Origin of the sequence: Lactiplantibacillus nangangensis (genome assembly GCF_005405065.1) — a bacterium.
Taxonomy (GTDB): Bacteria; Bacillota; Bacilli; order Lactobacillales; family Lactobacillaceae; genus Lactiplantibacillus; species Lactiplantibacillus nangangensis.
Genome location: NZ_BJDI01000013.1, coordinates 24526 through 47190 on the forward strand (window position 1 = coordinate 24526; position 22665 = coordinate 47190).

Genomic DNA, 22665 nt, shown 5'->3' on the forward strand with positions numbered 1-22665 from the left:
GCCAATCAAAAAAGCCCAGCATTTGCCGGACTTTGGATTGCGTAATTATTTTTCAAATGGGTAGCGGTAATCCCACTGATCACGAGCCGCCGTCATGACATCCATGACATCGGTGGTCTTAACCAAACTCGTATTGGCCAGTTGCCCCGCAATCATTTTTTGCATATCTGCAATTTCATAATTCATCGCTTGCTTGCTGTCACCAGCTTTAACGATTTCCGTTTTGCCGGTTGAGTCAGTGAACAAGGCTTGTTCAGCGCGCGGATAACTGTCAATCGTGAAGTAGCCATTTTCGTAGGCCACGATGCCTTGTTTCGGCATCTTTGCCCGGAAAGTCAGGGCTACAGTTGCCAGTTCATCATTAGCCGTCCGTAAACTGATCGTCTCGGATTCATCCACGCCACTGCTGAAACGATGCATCGTCGTCCCGGTGATATAAGGTTTAGCCGTTAAGAATTCACGCACAAAGGCTAGCGCATAGACCCCAATATCCAACAAGGCACCACCAGCTAAATCGGGATTGAAGAAGCGGTTAGTGACATCCGGTTCCTTATAGCTACCGAAGCTTGCTTGAACCATTTTTAAGGCGCCAAGTTTGCGTTCGATGGCGAAATCATGCAATTTTTGATAAAGTGGCATGTGGTAAAGCGTCATGGCTTCGGCCAAAATGAGCTGTTTCTCAGCTGCGACAGTTTTGGCGGCCGTGAGTTGAGCACTCGACATGGTAATCGCTTTTTCACTGAAAACGTGTTTCCCAGCCTTTAGGGCAGGCATAATTGTATCGAGATGGTAATTGTGGGGAGTTGCCACGTAGACGATATCGACCTGGCCATCAGCTAATAAGTCGTCTAAGTTACCATATGCTTTAGGGATGCCGTGTTCCTGTGCAAAAGCATCAGCCTTAGCTTGTGATCGTGAACAGACCGCGTAGATTTCACCGTCTGGTTGGTCAAAATATTTAACAAAACTGTGGGCAATGTTGCCGAGACCGACAATCGCCCAACGATAAGTTTTTGGCATGAAAAATCCTCCTCAACGCAATTTTGAAACTGACTTCATTTTAGCAGAAAAGCGACTTGATTAACGTTTTAATTTACATGGAAAGCCGGTAGAATAGAAGATAATCACGTTAGGTAGAAAGGATTCGCAAGTATGTCCAAAAAGAAGCGCCGCTCAGCCGGTTTTATTGTGAAAAAAGGTCGCATCCAGTGGCTTAATCTGATCATTGTGCTGGTCGTGCTTGGCGGGTTGGGGTGGACGGTCAAGCATAAGTTGGCGGCCTCGGCCGCTCCAACCACGCAGCAGTCGGCTTCAGCGACCCTTTCACATGCTGAATTCATTCAAAAATTAGTGCCAGATGCCCAGAAGATGCAAACAAAATATCATGTTTTGGCGAGTATTAGTTTAAGCCAAGCTATTTTGGAATCCGATTGGGGCCGCAGTGCCAATGCGCAACAGAACAATAATTTATTTGGGGTTAAAGCGGGTACTGGCGAAAAGGGGAAGCTGATGGCGACTCAAGAATACCATGACGGTGCGTATCACAATGAAAAGCACCGTTTTCGCGTCTATGCGAGCTGGCATGACTCAATGGTTGGGCACGCACGTAAGCTGGCCGATGGGACGACTTGGAACCCGCAACTTTATCAAGGCGTGATTCAAGCGCAGAATTATCGGACGGCAGCTGTGGCTTTAAGCAATGCTGGTTACGCGACCGATCCGAGTTATGCGCAAAAATTAATTAATATTATTCAAAAATATGACTTACAACGGTATGATAAGAAGTAAGTTCTTTATAATTAAATCAATCAAAACCATCAGGAGGATACTATGCGACAACTTGAACAACGCATTTTAGAAGATGGCCGGGTGTTACCTGGCGAAGTATTAAAAGTTGATGGTTTTTTAAATCATCAAGTTGACCCGGATTTAATGTTTGCGATTGGCTCAGAATTTGCCTACTTATTTAGAGGCGAGGGCATTACTAAAATCTTGACGGTGGAATCTTCCGGGATTGCGCCAGCCGTGATGACTGGGTTGCAATTGCACGTACCAGTCGTTTTTGCCCGTAAACATAAATCAGTAACTTTAATTGATGACTTATTTACGGCCGAAGTTTATTCATATACGAAAAAGACATCGAACCAGATTTCGATTGCCAAGAAGTTTTTGAGTGCGGATGATAAAGTGTTGATCATCGATGATTTTTTAGCCAACGGTCAAGCTGTTCAAGGCTTATTTGAAATTTGTGACCAGGCCAAGGCTGAAATCGCCGGTGCTGGGATGGTCATCGAAAAAGTCTTCCAAACGGGGCATCAAATGATCAAGGATCGTGGCGTACGGTTGGAATCTTTGGCACAAATTACCTCATTCGAAGGTAACCAAGTCCACTTTGCTTCTGAAACGACCGATTAGTTAAGCGAAAGTTGGTGGTAGAATGCACGTTGATATTGGAATGTTAGCACTCATTTTTGTGATTAATTTTGCTTATATTACGTTGAACACCCTCCGTTTCTTACTAGTGATGCGTGGGTATCGCTATTTTGCGGCGTTTATGTCCGTGTTAGAAATCACCATCTATGTGCTTGGATTATCGTTAGTTTTGAATCGGTTGGATAAGCCGATTAATTTAGTGGTTTATGCCTTAGGGTATGGCGTTGGCGTCTACGTTGGCATGGTGCTTGAGGATAAATTAGCACTAGGTTATACGATGATTTCAGTGATTTTACCAGATCCCAAATCGCCCTTGCCAGGAGTCTTACGCAGTAATGGCTTCGGAGTGACACAGCACGTCGCCTATGGTTTAGACGGTGAACGGTTAGCTTTAGAAATTTTAGCCCCTCGTAAGAATGAACGGCGGTTGTATGATTTGATCAAAACAACCGCACCAAACGCCTTTATCATTGCCTATGAGCCTCGCTATATTTCTGGTGGCTTTTGGTTAAAACGAGTCAAACGGCGCAACGGCCAGCGAAAAAAGTAAGCTGGGGCTTGCAACCACGCGGTCGGGAACGTATGATTATAAACGAATAAGAATTTCGGTAAATTGAATTTATTTTAATGTGAAGAAAGTAGGGACGGATGTGGACAACTCGGTTTTAAATCCAGGCGATACTTTAGGCATCATTGGCAATAGTACCAACGGTGTTGGATTGGTAATTGCCGCGCGTAATGCTGGCATTAATGTCGGAGTTTACGGTGATGACGAAAATACTGAGACCATGGAACTGGCAGATTTTCGGGTTGTCGGAGCCCTAAATGATCAGCAACAGTTACAAAATTTTGCGGAACGTTGCGATGTTGTGACGTATGAATCGGAAACGGTCGATGCGTCAGTCGTGAACTTTTTAGCGGCACACACCAAAGTTCCCCAAGGTGCGGATGCGCTTGAAATTATGCAAGACCGTTCGTTGGAACGCGCTTTCTTTAGCCAGTTAAACTTAAACGTGGCGCCATCTGCGACGATTGTTAGTTTGGATGATGTTTATCAGGCCATCGGGTCAATTGGCTATCCAAGTATTTTGAAGCCAATTCAAAAAGGCCTTGGTCAGAATCGCCAATTAGAAATTAAGACGCAAACGGATATCGTTAAGGCGGCGGATTTGCTGGATTGGGGGACTTATTTGCTGGAATCCTTGATTCCTTACGATAAGGAACTTTCAGTCGTGGTAGCCAAGACAGCTACCGAAACGGCATACTTTCCAATTGTCGAAAATCGTTATCGCAATCATGAGTTAGTTGCGACGATTGTCCCAGCTCAAATTGAGAGTGCCGTCAACGATGAAATCTTACGGATCACTAAAGAAATTAGTGCCAATCTCAGTTATACCGGTATCTTTGAGGTCGCTTTCTTCTTGACTAAGAGTGGTAACTTGTACGTCAAGCGAGTTGTACCAGCGATGCATCAATCTGGTTATGTTTTTGAACGAGCGACCAACATCAGTATGGCTGAACAACATTTGCGGGCCATTGCTGGGTTGCCGCTCATGCCGATTAAACAGTTGATGCCAGTTGTTGCGGTTTACTTTACCACGGCGCAAGTCCACGGGATTCGGACCCAGTGGCAGATCAAGCCAAATTGGTTCTTCAACTTTTATCATCGAACCACGTTACAAGCCGAAAAAACGGTTGTTGCGGGTCACGTTTTAGTGGAAGCTGATACGGTCAAGGAAGCCCTCGACCAAATCGATGATACAGCCATCTGGCGGGTCAATACGCCAACTAACATCAATGATGCTACGCCTACAAGTGACTAAAATTTAATAATTTTTGATAGTCGTTGAACCTGCGAAGGTTGGCGGCTATTTTTAGTATCAATTTATGAATTGGTCATCTTTGCCGTCTCCGGTCGCCACTGATGGCATGCGGTCGTGGGACCGGAGTGAGCCTTAGGAGCGGTCTCACTCCTCGCCCGAAACAGTTGCAAAAACCGCAATTGTCCCGGCCGGTCCGTGGCGTAAGGCTGGCTAACGCCAACCAAACGCCACCATCACGACCGATGCCATCAGCGGCGACCTCCGACTAGATAACTGATTTAGTTGAAAATTGCTGGTCCCATCCCGCTGTGATTAATCATCATATGAAAGATAGTTGATAGTTGCCGCTTCCGGTTGTTGTTGATAACATGCGGGCGAAGGATCGGAGTGAGCCTGAAGAGCGGTCTTACTCCTCGCCCAGAACAATTGCAAGAACCGCAATTGTCCTGGCCGGTCCGTGGTGTAAGACCGGAAAATCGCCGGTCTTACACCACCCACACGCCCGATGCTATCAACAACAACCTGCAGCTCGTTAACTGTTTTGAGCGATTGGTCAGTTGTTTTAGATTTAGCAGAGTTAGTCAAAACTGGTATGTAGTGTCTACATGATTTATCGACTAAGCTTGTTGGACAATTCAACGACTCGGTTTGCTGGCTTTGAATTACCGTGTAAGACCATACTTGTTTTTCATATAGGCACCGATTCTGACCTAATGGGAGACACTGTTATTAGTCTCATGATGACGGTAGCTTAAAACTTGTTTCTGAGTTTAGCCATTAAATGTCGAAAATCATACCAGTACAAAACTATGGTTTGTAATTTCAACATAGTCTACAAAATCTGATTACACACGGAAATCAGATGATGTAGGCGACGTATTTTGTTTGAGGATATCAGATTGTTGCTGATTGATTGAGGTTTAAAGATCAATTGAAAAAAGACACTCATTTGGACAACGTAAGTTCATGAGATTGTCATAATTAACTTAGGTTTGGTTGAAGGTGTCAATGAGAAAACAGCGATGGCTCTGAAGTTAGTGGTTAAGTTTTTTGAACTGACTAGCTAGAAATTTAACTAAAATTTGCAGAGTGGGCAAACATAGCCTAGAGGTTGGGTCCCGTTAATGCTCAGTGGTGAAATTTTACTTGGTTGGCGGTGATTTACCGGCGACCTAGTAAAAGGCCGGCTTACGAGACCGGGCTGTGGCTCGTAACCGTGCCCACCACGTTCCAGCGCTAACGGGACCCGACCGGCGGGCTGAATTGGGTGCGATTGGGGCTTGAACCGTTTTTGACTCTGAGCCTCAATGGGACAGCAGCAGGTTGATCGAAACTTGAGTGTTTTTAACCTAGTGAGTCGAAACGTGTAAAAATCGGCCGACCACTCCGCTTGCTACGCCAAGTCACGAATGCTTAACCCGCATTAGTGATTTGGCTAGGCAATGCTCATAGTCGAAACGCCGGTTTTTACACTCTCTAACCGAGCATTAACGCCTAAAATTTGCTATAATATTTGTTGACTGATTTTTAGAAAGGGTGGCGAACAGCGTGTCGAAAGAAAGCCTATTGGCAGGAATGAATGACAAGCAGCAAGAAGCCGTATTAGACACTGAAGGACCGCTACTAATTATGGCCGGTGCGGGCTCTGGGAAGACCCGAGTTTTAACGCATCGAGTAGCCTATTTAATTGAAGAAAAAGGGGTTAATCCCTGGAATGTTTTAGCGATTACATTTACGAATAAAGCCGCGCGCGAAATGCGTGAACGGGTCGGTAAATTGTTGGGTGAATCCGCTCGCGATGTTTGGGTCTCCACGTTCCATGCCTTGTGTGTCCGAATCTTGCGTCGTGACATTGATCAAATTGGGTATAACCGGGCGTTTACGATTGCCGGGACGAGCGAACAACGGACGTTAGTCAAGCGAATTTTAAATGATCAAAATATTGATTCTAAGAAGTTCGATCCACGGTCGATCTTGTCGGCAATTTCGAATGCCAAGAATGATTTACAAACGCCGGCAATGTATAAAGAATCGGCCGCAAGTCCCTTCGAAAGTATCGTCGCAGATGTCTATGACCAATACCAACATGAATTGGCTGCGGATCAAGCGGTCGATTTTGATGACTTGATCATGCTAACGATTCAATTGTTTAGGAGCCACCCAGAAACGTTGGGGTGGTACCAAGATAAATTCCATTATATTCACGTGGATGAATATCAAGATACCAACAATGCCCAGTATACATTGGTCAACCTATTGGCTGAAAAGTATAAAAATCTTTGTGTTGTTGGTGACGCGGACCAGTCAATTTATGGTTGGCGGGGCGCGAATATGGAAAATATTCTTGATTTTGAACAAGATTATCCGCAAGCCGATAGTGTCATGTTGGAACAAAATTACCGTTCAACGAAGACAATCTTGGCCGCGGCTAACAAAGTGATCAACAATAACACGACTCGTCGGCCAAAGAAATTGTGGACTGAAAATGACGAGGGTGACCAGATTTCTTATTATCGTGGTCAAAGTGAAAATGATGAAACGCATTATGTCATTTCAAAGATTCAAGAAGAGATGGCTGAAAATAAATTTAATTATGGTGACTTTGCCATTTTGTATCGGACTAATGCCCAATCGCGTGTGATGGAAGAGTCACTCGTCAAAGCCAATGTGCCATACACGATGGTTGGCGGTAACAAATTCTACGACCGTAAGGAAATTCGGGATGTACTCTCCTATTTGACTTTAATCGTGAATGACCAAGATTCGATCAACTTTGAACGGGTCGTCAATGAACCAAAACGTGGTATCGGTCAAACGAGTGTTGATAAACTGCGCGCCTTTGCGGATGAAGCGGGATACTCGATGTTAGAAGCCGCTAGCAACGTTGATATGGCGAACGGTATTTCCACGCGGGCCAAGGGTGGCATTGCCAAGTTTGCGGCCACGATGAATGAATTACGGGCCATGCGGGAATACTTATCGGTCACGGATTTAACCGAAGAAATTTTGAAACGGTCCGGCTATATGAAAGCCTTAAAAGATGCCAAAGTTGCCAAACCGTTGGAATCTCAAACGCGGATCGAAAACATTGAAGAATTCTTATCGGTTACGAAACAGTTTGATGATAGTTACGAGCCAGAAGACGAAGAGAGCGACAAGTTCGTCGACTTCTTAGCCGACTTGGCGTTAGTTTCCGATGTAGACAATGTCGAAGAAGAACCTCAAGCTGTCACGTTGATGACCTTGCATGCTGCTAAGGGGCTAGAATTCCCAGTGGTCTTTATGATTGGGATGGAAGAAGGTATCTTCCCATTGTCACGCGCGATGATGGATGAAGATGAACTCGAAGAAGAACGCCGCTTGGCTTACGTGGGGATTACGCGGGCCGAAAAGAAGCTGTATTTGACCAATGCCTACTCACGGATGTTGTACGGCCGCCGTCAAAGTAACCAAGCATCGCGTTTCGTTGAAGAAATTGATCAGAGTTTGATTAAAAATGACAATCAATTGGAAGGCGGCATGACGAGTGGTCCAGAGGTGCCGTTTGCAACGAAGAAAGCCTTGACGCCGCGCTATAAAAAGAACCCAGTTGGGACGCGGCCAACGGTTAAGAAAGCTAGTGGCACTGGCGCTGATAAGAATAGTTGGCGCATCGGTGACAAGGTCAAGCATCGCAAGTGGGGCACCGGGACTGTGGTTAAAGTCACGGGTGCCGGTGAAGATGCCGAGTTGGATATTGCTTTCAAGTCTGAAGGTATCAAGCGTTTATTAGCAGCCTTTGCACCAATTCAAAAAGTTCAAGATTAAATCCTTGAGGGGGCAAAACACATGGCAAAACAACCCATTGAGTCTTTGACTGCGACGACCGCGGCAACGGAAGCGGTCGCACTTCGAGCCGAGTTAAATCAATGGCGGCGGTATTATTATGATAATGATGCGCCTAAAGTTGAAGATGATGTTTATGACCGTGAGTATGCGCGATTAGTCGCATTAGAAGGGGCTTTTCCAACCATCGTCACGCCAGACTCACCGACACAATTAGTCGGCGGAACGGTCAAAGCTGGTTTCACCAAGGTCCAGCATGATATTCCAATGCTGTCACTTGGTGATGTCTTTTCACACGAGGAGCTACAAGAATTCGATGATCGTTTGCGGCAAAATGTGGACGACCCGTTTGATTATAATTGTGAACTCAAAATTGATGGTTTAGCCCTATCCTTACGGTATGAAAATGGGCGCTTGATCCAAGGGTCCACTCGGGGTAATGGGACGATTGGTGAAGATATTACACAAAATATCATGACGATTGCTTCGATTCCCCATGAATTGAAGCGGCCATTGACGGTCGAAGTTCGTGGCGAATGTTACATGCCGAAAGCAGCCTTTGCTGCGTTAAATGAACGCCGAGAAGCTGCTGGTGAACCGATTTTTGCTAATCCGCGGAATGCGGCGGCCGGCTCGTTGCGGCAACTCGATACGAAGGTCACAGCGGAACGTCAATTGAGTACGTTTATGTATAACGTGGCGGATTACGCCCCTCTGACAGCGAGAACTCAGAGCGATATGCTTGAGGAATTCGCGGATCTTGGGTTTGCCATCAATCCAGATTTCAAGGTTGCTCATTCGATGACGGATGTGTTTAGCTATATCGATCATTATCAAAATGAACGCCCCAACTTAGCTTATGGTATTGATGGGATTGTGATTAAAGCGAATCCGCTCCCATTGCAACGGTCACTCGGTGCGACAGTCAAAGTGCCACGCTGGGCCATTGCTTTTAAATTTCCACCGGATGAACAGCCAACTTTGCTGGAAGATGTTGAATGGACAGTCGGTCGGACCGGCGTGGTGACACCCACGGCGGTCATGACCCCGGTTCAACTAGCTGGGACGACTGTGGCGCGGGCGTCCTTGCATAATCCAGACTATGTTCAGGCCAAAGATGTGCGGATTGGGGATACGGTACTACTGCATAAAGCTGGGGATATTATTCCAGAAATTGCGTCTGTTGATCTAAGCAAACGACCAAAAGAAGCTGTGCCATTGCCGATTCCAACGGTTTGTCCATCCTGTGGGGCACCGTTAGTCCATTTAGAAGACGAAGTAGCGTTACGCTGTATCAATCCGAAGTGCCCGGCGCAAGTGCAAGAAGGGCTGGTTCATTTTGCGTCACGTAATGCGATGAATATCGATGGCTTAGGGCCAAAATTAATTGCCCAGTTATACACGAGTGGGCTGGTGACGGACGTGGCCGATCTCTATCGACTCACGACGGCTGACTTGCTCGGATTAGATAAAGTAAAAGATAAATCTGCAGCCAACCTCTTGACAGCGATTGACCGTAGTCGCAATAATTCACTTGAACGATTATTATTTGGTCTTGGCATTCGGCACGTTGGGGCTAAGGTTGCCCGGTTGATTGCCCAACATTTTGGCACGATTGAACCGCTAATGGCGGCTGATCAAGCTGAAATTGCGGCCATTGACTCAATGGGCGATATTATTGCCAACGCCGTCGTTCAGTATTTTGACAGTACGGCGGTGCAAGGCTTGATCAAAGAATTGCAAGCCGTTAATGTCAATATGACCTATCAAGGACCAAGTGAAGCGGCAACGCAAACTAGTGATAGTTGGTTTGTCGGTAAACGCGTCGTTTTGACGGGTAAGCTGGAAAGCTTTACGCGTCCGGCAGCAACGGAATGGCTTCAAAATCATGGAGCCACGGTGACTGGCAGTGTTTCGAAAAAAACGGATCTAGTTATCGCCGGCGCTGATGCGGGTAGTAAGTTACAAAAAGCACAGCAGCTGGACATTACGGTATGGGATGAAGCCCGGTTCAGCACGACAATGAGGGAGGATACAGAAGCGTGAACATTAAACGCATACGCACGGCTGGTTTAGTCGTCGTGGTCGCCATGGCTTTAGCCGCCTGTGGTAATTTAAAGAATTCATCGTTTGGGTCGAATAGTACGAGTACGACCACCACGGGTTCGAAAACGACCACCACGACTGGGTCGACTGATTCAGAGTTCTATCAAGGGGTCATTAAGAATGGCCGTTACACTACTAGTAAATCACGAGGTGTCGTGGTCGCTCAAAATGACAACGTGATGAATCTGAAGAGTTTTGAAACGGGCTTATTAGACGTTTCTAAAAAGCAATTTTCAACGAGTAAGTACGTTTATCAGGAAGGCCAATATCTCAGCACATCGACGGTTCAAAATTGGTTAGGCCGTAAGTCGAAAGATAACGCTGAGGGCTTGAACCCAGTTAATAATGGTAAAAAGGATGCCGATACACGGAATCCAATTTATTTACAACAACTGGAAGAACAAGACTATATGATCCAGAGTGGCAGTAAGTTGAGTTTAGGCGGGGTCACGGTTGGCCTCGGGATGAACTCCGTTGATTACTACACGAAAGTCCAATATGGCGCCACATATGAAACGAACATTTCGGACACGGTCTTGACGGCCCAAGGTAAGAAAATGGCTAACACGGTCTTACAACGGCTTCGTCAAAAGTCCGCTTTGAAGAGTGTGCCAATCGTTTTAGCACTTTACAAGCAGTCTTCAAATGATAGTCTAGTAGGTGGTAACATGATTGCCTATGCGGTTTCGAAGAATGGTTCGACCACGATTACTGATTGGAAACCATTGAACTGGAAAAATTATGTTTTCCCAGCAACCTCGGAATCCAAGAACTCGGGTGCGAATAGTAACGATGAATCTGATTTCAGTTCATTCAAGTCGCATGTTCAAAACTTCTTCCCGAACTTGTCAGGTGTGACCGCGAATGCGCATTACAAAGACAAGTCTTTGAGCAAATTAAGTGTGAATATTACGACTAAATTCTATAGTGAGACTGAAATTATCAGCTTTACGCAGTATTTGGCAACGGCCGCAAAACGCTACTTACCATCAGGGGTACCGGTTGAAATTACGGTGAAGAGTGCGAATGGCGATGTCCAAAGCTTCTTAGCTCGGACCGCTAAAGGTAGCTCATATTACACGCATGTATTTAGTGATCAAGGTAACGATTAATTAAGCAAGATAGAAAGAAGGAAATTTGATGGCTGAAGAACGCATTAATGCTGAACAAGTCGCCCATGTTGCTAGTTTGGCGAAACTTGAATTCACGCCGGACCAATTAGGGACTTTTACCGGTCAGCTTGAAAAAATTATTGGCATGTTCGAAGAATTAAGCACAGTTGATACGGACGGGGTTCCCGTAACGTCCAGAGTGACTGATCGACACAACGCTTTACGTGAAGATGTTGCGGTCAAGAGTGACGAACGGGCAGCCTTATTAGCCAATGCACCAGAAACGGCGAATGGCTTAATTAAAGTGCCAGCAATTATTGATGAAAGTGGGGACGGCGAATAATGGACTTTTTCAACCAAGATTTAACCAGCCTGCACGCTGACCTAGTAAATAAGAAGCTGAGTGCTGAAGAATTAACCAAAGCAACGTTTGAAAATTTAAAGCAAACGGATGCGAAAATCGATTCCTTCTTGAATTTAAATGAAGATGCCGCCTTAGCAACGGCGAAAGCCTTAGATGCAAAAGGCATCAACGCTGACAATGTGTTAGCTGGGATTCCAGTAGGGGTCAAAGACAACATCGTGACCAAGGACTTAACGACCACGGCCGCTTCTAAGATGCTTGAAAACTTTGTGCCAGTTTATAACGCAACGGTTGTCGATAAGATGACCCAAAACGACATGATCATTGTCGGTAAAACAAACATGGATGAATTTGCCATGGGTGGGTCGACTGAAAATTCGGCTTTCAAAGTGACCAAGAACCCTTGGGACGTCAGTCGCGTTCCTGGTGGGTCTTCTGGTGGCTCAGCTGCTGCCGTCGCTGCCGGAATTGTGCCGGTTGCGTATGGTTCTGATACTGGTGGTTCAATTCGTCAACCATCATCCTTTAATGGGATCGTTGGGATGAAACCTACTTATGGTCGGGTTTCACGTTGGGGCTTAATCGCGTTTGGGTCCTCATTAGACCAAATCGGCCCAATGACGCGGACGGTTAAAGACAATGCGGCGGCCTTGAATTTGATTGCCGGCAACGATGTGCATGATGGCACTTCTTCAGAACGTGAAGTGCCTGATTTTACCGCTGGCTTAGACGGTGATATCAAAGGCATGAAGATCGCGTTACCTAAAGAATATATGGATGAAGGGATTGACCCTAAGGTTCGCGAAGTCATCAAAGCTGCCGTTAAACAGTTTGAAGCATTGGGTGCGACGGTTGAAGAAGTCTCATTACCACATAGTCGGTATGGCGTTTCAGCTTACTACATCATTGCCTCATCTGAAGCTTCATCAAACTTACAACGGTTTGACGGGATTCGTTATGGCTTCCGAGCACAAGATGTTAAAAACTTGGAAGACGTTTATGTTCGCAGTCGTTCTGAAGGTTTCGGTGATGAAGTTAAACGCCGAATCATGTTAGGGACATTCTCCTTATCTGCTGGGTATTACGACGCCTACTTCCACAAAGCTGGTCAAGTTCGGACGTTGATCATCAATGATTTCAATAAGGTCTTTGAAGATTACGATTTAATCATTGGACCAACTGCGCCAACCCCAGCCTTTAAGATTGGTGACGAAATCTCTGACCCAATCACGATGTATATGAATGATGTTTTGACGATTCCGGTAAACTTAGCTGGCTTACCAGGGATGTCAATTCCAGCTGGTTTTGCCGATGGCATGCCAGTTGGCTTACAATTAATCGGTAAATCATTTGATGAAAGCACGCTTTATAAGGCAGGTTATGCCTTTGAACAAGCCACTGATTTTCATCAAGCCACCCCAGATTTAGGAGGTCAGCATTAATGAATTTTGAAACAACTATTGGGCTTGAAGTCCACGTTGAATTAAAAACGAATTCAAAAATCTTTAGTCCTTCACCCGTACAATTTGGTGCTGAATCAAATGCCAATACGAACGTGATCGATTGGGGCTATCCTGGGGTCTTACCAACGGCGAATAAGGGTGTTGTTGAAGCCGGTATCAAGGCAGCAACAGCATTACATGCGGAAATTGAGCACGAAACTTATTTTGACCGGAAGAACTACTTCTATCCTGATAACCCGAAAGCTTATCAAATTACGCAGCATGAAAAACCAATTGCGCATGATGGCTGGATCGAAATTGAAGTCGACGGTCAGAAGAAAAAAGTCGGTATCGAAGAAATGCATATTGAAGAAGATGCAGGTAAAAACACTCATGAAAATGATTATTCTTATGTCGATTTAAACCGGCAAGGGACACCATTGATTGAAATCGTGTCGAAGCCTGAAATCAATTCACCTGCAGAAGCTTATGCTTACTGTGAAGCATTGCGTCAACGGATTCAATTTACGGGCGTTTCAGACGTTAAGATGGAAGAAGGCTCAATGCGGGTCGATGTTAACATTTCAATTCGACCAGCTGGTTCTGACAAGTACGGTGTTAAAACTGAAATGAAGAACTTAAACTCTTTCAACTATGTGAAGCGATCACTTGAATTTGAAGAACAACGGCAACAACGCGTTTTAATGTCTGGCGGCCAAGTCCAACAAGAAACTCGCCGTTTTGACGAAGCTTCTGGGCAAACAATTTTGATGCGGGTCAAGGAAGGTAGCGATGATTACCGTTACTTCCCAGAACCAGATGTGCCGGCGGTTTCAATCAGTGATGATTGGATCAAGGACGTTCAAAAGACGATCCCAGAAATGCCAGGTTCTCGTCGTGATCGTTATGTAAATGAGTTTGGTTTGACGGCTTATGATGCTGGCGTTTTGACGCAGACCAAGGAAATGTCAGACTTCTTTGACGCAACTGTCAAAGAAGGGGCAGATCCTAAGTTGACGTCAAACTACTTGCAAGGGGACGTGAATGCGTTCTTGAACGAAAATAAAGTCGACTTGCAAGATACGAAGTTAACGCCAGCTAACTTAGCGGGCATGATCAAGATGATTTCTGACGAAACGATTTCAAGCAAGATCGCGAAGAAAGTCTTCAAGGCTATCATGCAAGGCACTGAACCCGTTAAATGGGTCAATGACAAAGGGTTGATTCAATTATCAGACCCTGCTAAGTTACAACCAATTATTGATAATGTCTTAGAAAACAATCAACAATCAATTGATGACTTTAAGAATGGTAAAGATCGGGCAGTTGGCTACTTAGTTGGTCAGATCATGAAAAAAACCCACGGCCAAGCCAACCCTAAAGTGGTTAATAAGTTGTTGATGACATCATTAAAAGCACGGTAATCAAAAGAGTGTGTTGATGGGCGGGAGCTGCTGAGCATTGCCTAGCTACTAGTGACCTGCGTTCTTCGCAGGTGGCTAGTGGCGTAGCAAGCGCAGGCAGCTGCCCATCATAAGCACGTTTCGGCTATCAGGCTAGAAACGTGGGGCACAATTGTTACTGCAAGACGCGGAGGAAAAGAAACATGCGTAAACGGGCACGGATCATTTATAACCCGACATCGGGGCGTGAAGCATTGGCACACGACCTCGTTGAAATTCTTGGGATTTTTGAACAAGCAGGGTACGAAACGAGTACCTATGCGACAACGCCAGCGCCTAATTCAGCGGCTGATGAAGCGCGTCGGTGTGCCAAAGACGGGTTTGAGTTACTCGTAGCGGCCGGTGGTGATGGGACCATCAATCAAGTTGTGAACGGTATCGCTGGATTAAAGCGGCGGCCACGGATGGCAATCATCCCAGCTGGGACGACCAATGATTATGCCCGTGCCTTACGCATTCCGCGTAATGACCCGGTGGCAGCGGCGAAAGTCGTTTTGAAGAATCAAACGGTCAATATGGATATTGGTCAGGCCGGTGAGCAATACTTTATTAATATTGCGGCTGGCGGGCTTTTGACGGAGCTCACTTATGATGTGCCGTCACAACTGAAATCCATTTTCGGTTATGCCGCTTATTTGGCGAAGGGTGCCGAATTGTTGCCACGGGTCAAACCCGTTCAGATGGACCTTAAGTATGATGGGGGCCATTTCACGGGCAAGGCGTCGATGTTTTTCTTAGCCCTGACGAATTCAGTCGGTGGCTTCGAACAAATCGTGCCCGATGCGTCATTAGACGACGGCAAATTTACCATGATTATTGTAAAAACCAGTAACGTGGCGAAGATGTTGCATTTGATGACGTTGGTCTTGAACGGTGGGAAACACATTAACGATCCAAGCATCATCTACGTGAAAACACGGAAGGTCGTTGCGCGGGCGTTGGATAATCGTTTGATGATCAACATTGATGGCGAATATGGCGGCGATGCGCCGATGACATTCCGTGATTTGAAGCAACATATTGAAATGTATGCGGACACGGATCGGATTCCGGACGATGCCATCACCGACCCTGAACTTCAAAACGCTGAACGCAATTTTGTGTCGGCCGTCGATCAATTACCAGAAGCGAAAGCTGATTCAGAAACTGAATAACTTGCTTAAATTACCGTTTACCGATACAATGGTGAACGGTAATTTTTTTAGAGTGGGCGGGAAGGCGCTCAGCTGATGAGCATTGCCTAGCCAGTGATTTAATGCGGTTTTCGCATTAGGTCACTAGCGTAGCAAGCGGAATCCGCTGCCTTCACGGGCACGTTTCAAAAAATAAAACAGTTCGCGTCACCAAAGAAAGTAAAAAGAGGAAACCAATACATGAAAGTTGATTTACCAGTATATAAAGGCGAAGTCTTAGATGTCACAATCATGGACTTAACTTATCAAGGCATGGGCGTTGCCAAAGTGGACAACTACCCAATCTTTATTGAAAATGCGTTGCCTGAAGAAAAAATCTCAGTGAAAGTGACTAAAACGACTAAGAACTTTGCATTCGGCGAAGTTGAAAAGATCGAACAAGTTAGTCCTCATCGGGTCAACCCTAAAGGCCGTGTTTACCGTCAGACCGGGATTGCACCGTTACAACATTTGGAATATTCAGAACAATTGAAGTTCAAGCAACATCAAATCGCTGAATTATTTGCCAAGGTTCATATGGATGATGTTGAGGTCTTACCAACCATTGGGATGGCAAACCCAACCCAATATCGGAATAAGGCACAAGTACCTGTTCGCCAAGTGCAAGGCAAGTTGACGACTGGGTTCTTTAAGAAGAGCAGCCACCAATTGATGCCGATTGAAGACTACTATATTCAAGATCCAGCCATTGATCATGCCATTGTTGTTGTGCGCGATATTTTGCGTAAATATCATGAAGCCGCTTTTGATGAATTTCATCATAGCGGGACGATTCGGACGATTATGGTTCGTCGGGGCTATTACAGTCATGAAATGATGATCGTTATCGTCACACGGACAAAACATTTGCCAATGGCTGATGTCGTTGTAGAAGAGATTCAGGCCGCTTTACCAGAAGTTGTCTCCATCATCCAGAACGTCAACCAAAAGCGGACTAACGTCATCTTAGGACCGGTTAACAATGTGTTAGCTGGTAAGTCAACCATTGATGACCAATTATTAGGCTTAACCTTTGCCATTTCAGCCCCATCTTTCTACCAAGTTAATCCACAACAGACCGAAAAGCTTTATCAATTAGCTATCGATCAAGCCGGTTTAACTGGCAATGAAACGGTGATTGATGCTTATTCTGGGATTGGGACGATTTCTTTGACAATGGCGCAACATGCTAAGCAAGTTTATGGCGTGGATATCGTGCCAGCAGCCATTGACAATGCCCGTCAAAATGCCGACAAGAATGGGATCAAAAATGCCAAGTTTGTGCTGGACAGTGCTGAAAAGGCCATGGCTAAATGGGCTGAAGAAGGCATCAAACCAGATGTTGTCGTTGTTGATCCACCACGTAAAGGGTTGGATGAAGCCTTTATCGAAAGTGCTGCCGAAATGGGACCAAAGCGCGTGGTTTACATTAGTTGTAACCCATCAACGTTAGTTCGTGATGTGCAACGCTTCGGTGAACACGGTTATCATATTGCCGCACCCGTTCAACCAGTAGATCAATTCCCACAAACCCCACATATTGAAAGTGTGACGGTTTTAGTTAAAGACTAAAGTTAATTTAAAAGCAGCGTGAAAATCAAGTCGATTTTCACGCTGCTTTGCTATTTTTAACGGTTGATAGTTGATAATTGCCACTTCCGGTTGTTGTTGATGACATGCGGGCGAGGGACCGGGGCAAGCCTAAGAAACGTCTTGCCCCTCGGCCGGAAGCCTTGCACAAACCGCAAATCTCCCGGCCGGTCCGTGGTGTAAGACCGAAAAATCGCCGGTCAAACGCCACCAACACGCCCGATGCCATCAACAACAACCTCCAGCTAGTCAACTGTGAGTTGTCTATGACGCTAGCAGTGATTGTTTTGCCAAATAATCTTTGAGATGCAAAAGATCTTGTCTTGCTTCTTCAGAATAGTTAATATGCCAGTTTGTAGCCATATTGTTCTTGGGCTGCTGGATAGGGTGGCAGTACTAAAAAGACCATCAACTCGATTCGGAGTTGATGGTCTTTTTAGATTAATGAATTGAGCGAGCTTGCGCTTGTTTGATCAGTTTTGCAATAAGTGCTGGTGCCTGTTTTTTAGCATCTTTCTGCGCAGCTTGTGTCACCGCTTTAGTTAAGGTGGCAAGTTGAGTCGCTGAAAGTGTCGGATCAGCAGTTTTCACAGCGGTTACTTTAGCAGTCACGGCTGCTTTGAGTGCCGTCTTGGCTTTAGCATTTTCGGCTTTGGCTTGCGTTTCAAGCCACTTGGCCTGGCTGATGCTCAAAGTTGCCCAAGTCTTGGGTAGGATGAAAGTATTCTCCCGTTTGACGAGGGTGGTGTGGGTGCCAGTGTCGGCGTATAGCCAGCGCCAAAATTGATTGTCATAAGTCCAACGCGTGGTTTTGGTCGTCAACTTGGCAGTCGTGACATTAGCAGTGGTAGCCTGATTGTGCGTGGTTAAACTGACCGCCGTATTTTGACGCTTTTTGCTATCAGTTGTCCGATAAACGTACACTTTTTCGGTGTTCGATTTTTTGACGGGTTCGAAAAGTAATAGCTTCACGTACGGATTCGCAACGGCGGAGGTTAATTGGGTCGTTTTAGTGGTGGTTGTTTGGTGCATGCCCCAATGGTTGTTATCGTTGCCAATCATCAAGACGGCGGCACTGATTAATAAAACTAGTCCCAAGTCGCCAACAAGATGGCGTTGCCAGCCCTTTTTGAAAGCTAAATAGCCGACAATGAACCCAATTAGTCCCAAGCTTAAAATAATGAGAATCATTGGATATCACCAGCTTTCGGAGTACGTTTGACCATTAGTGCAAAAATCATGCCTAAAATTCCCATGGCCGTCGCAACTAAAAAGGCGGCATGGAACCCTTGCATGGCGGCAGCATAGCTCTGGTCACGGTAGGCCAAAGGTGCGGTCGTCAGTAGGGCTTTGGCTGGTTTGGCGTTGGCCATCACATTTGCGAGGACACTGCCAAGAATTGCGGTCCCCATGGAAGTCATGATTTGACGCATCGTGCTGTTAATGGCGGTCCCGTGGCTGAGCTGGAGTCCAGTTAAGTCGACGGAGCTAGCGGCTGTTAATGGCATGGCCACTAAGGCGACACCACTCATCAAGACGATGTATTCCATGATGATATACAGGTACGGCGTGTGTTGCGTGAGCATGGCAAACGGTAACGTCCCAAGCGTTAATAAGAAAGTTCCCATCAAGGCTAAACGGCGACCACCAATATGATCGTAGGCCCGGCCGCTGATCAGACTGATGACACCATATAATAAAGCGCCTGGCAAAATCATGAGTCCGGAATCTAGCGGTGATAGGCCACGAACATTTTGCAAATACATTGGTAAGACCACTTGAATCCCAATCATGGCCGTGTTTGCAAGGGCGGTGATCAGTGAGGCAATCGTAAATGACGGAATTTTGAGTAATCGAATATTTAATAGGGGCTCAGCTTGAGGCCATTCGCGATGAACAAATAAGCCGATAAAGACAAGTCCAATCAAAATGCTAATGAGCACGATTGGTGAAGACCAGCCATCATTACCGACGGATGAAAAGCCATAGAGTAGGCTCCCAAAACCAATCGTCGACCAGGCAATTGCCCAAGCATCAATGGCAGATTTCTTCAGTGGAATGACGGGCCGCACCGTGTAGCAAGCGAGGGCTAACACAATCGCGACCGGTGGAATCATTAGGCCAAAAAGGTCTCGCCAACTCGCATTGTCTAAGATCCACCCTGAAACAGTTGGACCGAGCGCTGGCGCCAACCCAATCACGATACCGCCAAGACCAAGCATCGTGCCCCGTTTTTCGGGAGGATAAATGACGAGCAAAACCGTTTGAATCGTTGGAAAGGTGATCCCAATACCGACGGCTTGTACTAGGCGCCCAATTAAGATCAATTGGAAGTTGCTAGCGGTATAACTGACGATTAGGCCAATCAAAAAACAACTTAGTGCAGCCGTATAGATAAGGCGTAAACTGAAATTGTTTAATAACCAGGCGCTTACTGGAATCATGATACCCATGACTAGTAAGGAACCGGTCGTGAGCCATTGAACCGTGGCACTTGAAATTGAAAAACGGTTCATCATCGTTGGGTAAGCCGTCACTAACATGTTTGTTGTGAGGGCCGTACAGAACGTTCCTAAAACTAATGTAATCGTTAGCCATAATTGACTATAACGTTTACCATTCGTATCCATTATTTTTAAGCCTCATTTAGCGATAGTTTTAAACTGACTAAATCAGTTTAAAACTATTATAGGCTTTTTTTCGAAAAAAACAAACTGATGGGTGACGTTTACCCTAACTAACTTAATAAAATAGGTTATAATAAGGTTTGAATGAATTTTGAGGGTGGGGAAATAACATGGTTAAAAGAAGAACGTTAACTCAAGCGAAGGTGTTGGCAACAGCCAACCAATTAATTGAAGCAAATGGCTTGAACGGGTTAACTATCCGTGACTTGGCCGTGGCCTTAGATGTCCGGCCACAGTCAATTTATAATTATGTTGATAGTTTAAGCGATTTGTTGGATCAAGTTGGCTTACAATTTGTTCAAGGGGTTTCAGATCGCTTAACAGAGCAATTAAACAATGCAAGTAAAGAAGAAAAGCTGATGGTCTTTGCGCAAGAATTTCGTGATGCCTGCAAACGGCATGTGGGGTTAGCCCCACTATTACTGAGTTTGACAGATTCAGTTAAGAGTCCGAAAACGCAAAAAGCCTTGATCAAGTTATATCAAGATATGTTTAGACCATTACAGTTAGATGATAGCTCACGGGTTGAAAACACGTTGTATCGGTCAACCTTATTCGGGTTTATTATTCAGGAGATTGGCGGTTTCTTCACGTTGTCGCCAGCAGAACTGGATACTCGGTTTACCCAAGTGATGCAGCTTGCAATCGATCAAGAAAATGTGAAATAGTGCTTAAAAGGAATCGAAACACCATTTTGTGGTATTTCGATTCCTTTTTGGTCAATGCTAATTGTGATGTTTGTGATAATAATGATAAACGAGGATTAACAAAATTCCGATTACGCAGACGCGAATCAGCCAGACCGTCAATAGCAAAGTAAAAATGAATTTTAACCAGATAATTAGTCTCATGGCTAACTAACCTTTCTGAAAGAGAGTTTGAAATGATGATTGATGAAGCAACTTTTCTATCCAAACTTGGAGTAACGCTTAGACAGAGCCGAAAAGCTAAAAGACTAACACAGAAACAGGTTGCTGAAGGGATTTGTGTACAGTCACTGATCAGTGCAATTGAGCATGGTCAATATTTGCCCAATGCGATGGTCTTTGCCCAGATTTGTCAGCGGCTGGGCCTATCGATGGATCAAGCGGTGCTGGCGCGCTATCCGAAGATTGAGGCGCAGCAGACATTAAATAATGAAATTGAACGACTTTGTAACCAGCATGCTTACCGTGCATTAGCAACTTATTTATCACAACCAGCGTTGCAAGACCAGTTATTGACAGATCATGACTTGGCCATTTTTTATTATTATCGTGGTGTTGCCAACTTTCAGACACGGCAATTCGCTGAGGCCCAAAAAGATTTGAGGTTGAGTTTAGACTTAGTGGCCGCCGATGATTCGCTACGACCATTAATTTTAAGCGCCAGTGGTTGCTTGAATGCCCAAAAAGATTACTGGCGACTCGCGCTGAGGCAGTTTGAGCAAGCACAAACTTTAGTATCTGTTTTACCGTATGATGAAAATTTCAATTGTGTGGCCTATCAACTTGGGCTATGTCAGTTTAAAGCAGGCCAATATGTCGCGGCAAAACAGACATTACAAGCCGGCGTCCAATTAATCACAACACAGCAGTCTCATTACTTGTTGGCAGACACCCTAGTTTTGTTAGCAGCATGTCTGGATCAACTAGGGGATCACGCAACTGCCAAAAATGTTCAAGCAGAGGGACAGATGTTGGCGACACTGTTTAAATTACAGTTGTATCAATTTGACGAGGAATAGGCCAATAGGGTTCGCCCACGCCGTCCAGGTAATTGTGCTGTGTGATAGGCTTGGCGGACGTCATGGAAATTGACGGTTTCAGCGATGGCCGCTTTAAGTTCACCAGTGGCGAGTTGGTCGAGCAATTGCCGATAAGTTCTTGGCCAAATTGGACCACTGATGAAGTGGAAACTTTGCGTCGTGAGTAATGGTTGCCATTGGGGCAGTGCCAGCGAATAAACTTGAAGTTGTGGTCGATTGGCTGCGAGACGATTCAATAAGTCGGGGTTACCAACGGTGTCTAATAAGCGAGTGTCGTTTGGAATAGTCGTCAATTGTGGCGTCAAAGCTGTTGTATAGTCAATAGTTGCTGTCGCACCAAGTTCTTGAAGCCAAGTACGATTGCTTGGTCGCGTTAAGGCAATGACATTAGCGCCGAGCTGGTGGCTTAACTGGACGAGGTAGGTGCCGACACCACCCGCAGCTCCAGTGATAATCACAGTCATTCCGGGCCGAATGTGCGCGGCTGAGATGAGTTTAATTGCAGCATCAGCGCCTCCAATTAGCGTGGTTGCGGCGGCGAGTGAAACTCGTTTTGGAATTGGTAAGAGTAATGGGGAAGGTCTCAAAAGGTTTTGTTCACGAGCAGATCCGTGAAAATTGACAGTCAAGACGCGTTGACCAATCAAAGATTGCTGACGAAGGCGACCAGCATCAGTAACGATTCCAGTCAATCCATAGCTGGGTACATATGGTGGTCTTGCGGGGTTGAGACTGGTCAAATTACCCGTTGCACTGCGCCAATCCCAAGGCAGAACTGGAGTATAAGCAGTTTGGATTTTAATTTCGGTTGCGGTTGGTTGTTGTTGTGGCAGATTAGCGATTTCAAGTCCACTAATGCCAGTAAAAGACGTTTGTCGAATGACTTGCATGTGATGGCCTC

At 45.5% G+C, this 22665-nt stretch carries 18 protein-coding genes; 14 read left to right on the forward strand and 4 right to left on the reverse strand.

The features are described from left to right. Positions 1–45 precede the first annotated feature (45 nt). Positions 46–1020: a Gfo/Idh/MocA family protein gene (locus tag FFM70_RS10660; RefSeq protein ID WP_137616839.1), complete on the reverse strand. Its 975-nt coding sequence runs from the start codon at positions 1018–1020 to the stop codon at positions 46–48. Between the two features lie 132 nt (positions 1021–1152). On the opposite strand from FFM70_RS10660, the gene FFM70_RS10665 reads away from it, so the two are divergent. The 12 genes from FFM70_RS10665 (at position 1153) to rlmD (ending at position 17312) form a co-directional block, all read left to right on the forward strand. Then, entirely contained in the window at positions 1153–1788 is a 636-nt protein-coding gene (locus FFM70_RS10665) for a glycoside hydrolase family 73 protein (RefSeq protein ID WP_137616840.1), read from the forward strand. A 42-nt stretch (positions 1789–1830) separates the two neighbouring features. Next, on the forward strand, positions 1831–2415 hold the full coding sequence (locus tag FFM70_RS10670; RefSeq protein ID WP_137616841.1) for a xanthine phosphoribosyltransferase: 585 nt from the start codon (positions 1831–1833) through the stop codon (positions 2413–2415). A 22-nt stretch (positions 2416–2437) separates the two neighbouring features. Then, positions 2438–2983 (forward strand): DUF2179 domain-containing protein, encoded by a 546-nt coding sequence (locus FFM70_RS10675; RefSeq protein WP_137616842.1) that lies wholly within the window; start codon positions 2438–2440, stop codon positions 2981–2983. A gap of 100 nt (positions 2984–3083) precedes the next feature. Continuing rightward, on the forward strand, positions 3084–4256 hold the full coding sequence (locus tag FFM70_RS10680) for a 5-(carboxyamino)imidazole ribonucleotide synthase (RefSeq protein WP_137616897.1): 1173 nt from the start codon (positions 3084–3086) through the stop codon (positions 4254–4256). Positions 4257–5804: 1548 nt separating this feature from the next. Then, on the forward strand, positions 5805–8063 hold the full coding sequence (gene pcrA, locus FFM70_RS10685; protein WP_137616843.1) for a DNA helicase PcrA: 2259 nt from the start codon (positions 5805–5807) through the stop codon (positions 8061–8063). Positions 8064–8084: 21 nt separating this feature from the next. After that, the gene (ligA, locus tag FFM70_RS10690; RefSeq protein WP_137616844.1) at positions 8085–10127 is read left to right on the forward strand and encodes an NAD-dependent DNA ligase LigA; all 2043 of its coding nucleotides are present in this window, start codon (positions 8085–8087) and stop codon (positions 10125–10127) included. After that, on the forward strand, positions 10124–11299 hold the full coding sequence (locus FFM70_RS10695) for a CamS family sex pheromone protein (RefSeq protein ID WP_137616845.1): 1176 nt from the start codon (positions 10124–10126) through the stop codon (positions 11297–11299). The genes ligA and FFM70_RS10695 overlap by 4 nt, the downstream gene beginning before the upstream one ends. 28 nt (positions 11300–11327) lie before the next feature. After that, on the forward strand, positions 11328–11642 hold the full coding sequence (gene gatC / locus FFM70_RS10700; protein WP_137616846.1) for an Asp-tRNA(Asn)/Glu-tRNA(Gln) amidotransferase subunit GatC: 315 nt from the start codon (positions 11328–11330) through the stop codon (positions 11640–11642). Continuing rightward, positions 11642–13105 (forward strand): Asp-tRNA(Asn)/Glu-tRNA(Gln) amidotransferase subunit GatA, encoded by a 1464-nt coding sequence (gene gatA, locus FFM70_RS10705; RefSeq protein ID WP_137616847.1) that lies wholly within the window; start codon positions 11642–11644, stop codon positions 13103–13105. Before gatC ends, gatA begins: the two co-directional genes overlap by 1 nt. Next, positions 13105–14529, forward strand: a complete 1425-nt coding sequence (gene gatB, locus FFM70_RS10710) for an Asp-tRNA(Asn)/Glu-tRNA(Gln) amidotransferase subunit GatB (protein ID WP_137616848.1) — start codon at positions 13105–13107, stop codon at positions 14527–14529. Before gatA ends, gatB begins: the two co-directional genes overlap by 1 nt. A gap of 182 nt (positions 14530–14711) precedes the next feature. Then, the gene (locus tag FFM70_RS10715; protein WP_137616849.1) at positions 14712–15722 is read left to right on the forward strand and encodes a diacylglycerol kinase; all 1011 of its coding nucleotides are present in this window, start codon (positions 14712–14714) and stop codon (positions 15720–15722) included. Between the two features lie 219 nt (positions 15723–15941). Further along, complete coding sequence (gene rlmD / locus FFM70_RS10720; protein ID WP_137616850.1) at positions 15942–17312, forward strand: 23S rRNA (uracil(1939)-C(5))-methyltransferase RlmD; 1371 nt, start codon at positions 15942–15944, stop codon at positions 17310–17312. A 459-nt stretch (positions 17313–17771) separates the two neighbouring features. Here rlmD and FFM70_RS10725 read toward each other — a convergent pair whose 3' ends face one another. Both FFM70_RS10725 and FFM70_RS10730 read right to left on the reverse strand, forming a co-directional pair. Then, a complete protein-coding gene (locus tag FFM70_RS10725; protein ID WP_137616851.1) occupies positions 17772–18521 on the reverse strand; it encodes a DUF4811 domain-containing protein in 750 nt (249 codons plus the stop codon). Then, positions 18518–19960 carry an MDR family MFS transporter gene (locus FFM70_RS10730; RefSeq protein ID WP_137616852.1) on the reverse strand — a complete coding sequence of 481 codons (1443 nt, stop codon included), beginning with the start codon at positions 19958–19960 and terminating at the stop codon, positions 18518–18520. The genes FFM70_RS10725 and FFM70_RS10730 overlap by 4 nt, the downstream gene beginning before the upstream one ends. A 167-nt stretch (positions 19961–20127) precedes the next feature. Between FFM70_RS10730 and FFM70_RS10735 the strand changes: the two genes are divergently transcribed. Continuing rightward, positions 20128–20685: a TetR/AcrR family transcriptional regulator gene (locus FFM70_RS10735; RefSeq protein ID WP_137616853.1), complete on the forward strand. Its 558-nt coding sequence runs from the start codon at positions 20128–20130 to the stop codon at positions 20683–20685. Positions 20686–20900: 215 nt separating this feature from the next. Then, positions 20901–21743: a helix-turn-helix domain-containing protein gene (locus FFM70_RS10740; RefSeq protein WP_137616854.1), complete on the forward strand. Its 843-nt coding sequence runs from the start codon at positions 20901–20903 to the stop codon at positions 21741–21743. Here FFM70_RS10740 and FFM70_RS10745 read toward each other — a convergent pair. After that, a complete protein-coding gene (locus tag FFM70_RS10745; protein ID WP_137616855.1) occupies positions 21725–22654 on the reverse strand; it encodes an MDR/zinc-dependent alcohol dehydrogenase-like family protein in 930 nt (309 codons plus the stop codon). The two genes, FFM70_RS10740 and FFM70_RS10745, sit on opposite strands and share 19 nt — an antisense overlap. Positions 22655–22665: the final 11 nt, after the last annotated feature.

Excerpts from the sequence above, each read along its gene's own strand:
- FFM70_RS10665 (WP_137616840.1), top strand. The coding sequence starts at position 1,153 with ATGTCCAAAAAGAAGCGCCGCTCAGCCGGTTTTATTGTGAAAAAAGGT.
- FFM70_RS10715 (WP_137616849.1), top strand. The coding sequence starts at position 14,712 with ATGCGTAAACGGGCACGGATCATTTATAACCCGACATCGGGGCGTGAA.
- ligA (WP_137616844.1), top strand. The coding sequence starts at position 8,085 with ATGGCAAAACAACCCATTGAGTCTTTGACTGCGACGACCGCGGCAACG.
- FFM70_RS10725 (WP_137616851.1), bottom strand. The coding sequence starts at position 18,521 with ATGATTCTCATTATTTTAAGCTTGGGACTAATTGGGTTCATTGTCGGC.
- FFM70_RS10675 (WP_137616842.1), top strand. The coding sequence starts at position 2,438 with ATGCACGTTGATATTGGAATGTTAGCACTCATTTTTGTGATTAATTTT.
- FFM70_RS10660 (WP_137616839.1), bottom strand. The coding sequence starts at position 1,020 with ATGCCAAAAACTTATCGTTGGGCGATTGTCGGTCTCGGCAACATTGCC.
- gatA (WP_137616847.1), top strand. The coding sequence starts at position 11,642 with ATGGACTTTTTCAACCAAGATTTAACCAGCCTGCACGCTGACCTAGTA.
- FFM70_RS10670 (WP_137616841.1), top strand. The coding sequence starts at position 1,831 with ATGCGACAACTTGAACAACGCATTTTAGAAGATGGCCGGGTGTTACCT.
- gatC (WP_137616846.1), top strand. The coding sequence starts at position 11,328 with ATGGCTGAAGAACGCATTAATGCTGAACAAGTCGCCCATGTTGCTAGT.
- rlmD (WP_137616850.1), top strand. The coding sequence starts at position 15,942 with ATGAAAGTTGATTTACCAGTATATAAAGGCGAAGTCTTAGATGTCACA.
- FFM70_RS10735 (WP_137616853.1), top strand. The coding sequence starts at position 20,128 with ATGGTTAAAAGAAGAACGTTAACTCAAGCGAAGGTGTTGGCAACAGCC.
- gatB (WP_137616848.1), top strand. The coding sequence starts at position 13,105 with ATGAATTTTGAAACAACTATTGGGCTTGAAGTCCACGTTGAATTAAAA.
- FFM70_RS10730 (WP_137616852.1), bottom strand. The coding sequence starts at position 19,960 with ATGGATACGAATGGTAAACGTTATAGTCAATTATGGCTAACGATTACA.
- FFM70_RS10745 (WP_137616855.1), bottom strand. The coding sequence starts at position 22,654 with ATGCAAGTCATTCGACAAACGTCTTTTACTGGCATTAGTGGACTTGAA.
- FFM70_RS10740 (WP_137616854.1), top strand. The coding sequence starts at position 20,901 with ATGATGATTGATGAAGCAACTTTTCTATCCAAACTTGGAGTAACGCTT.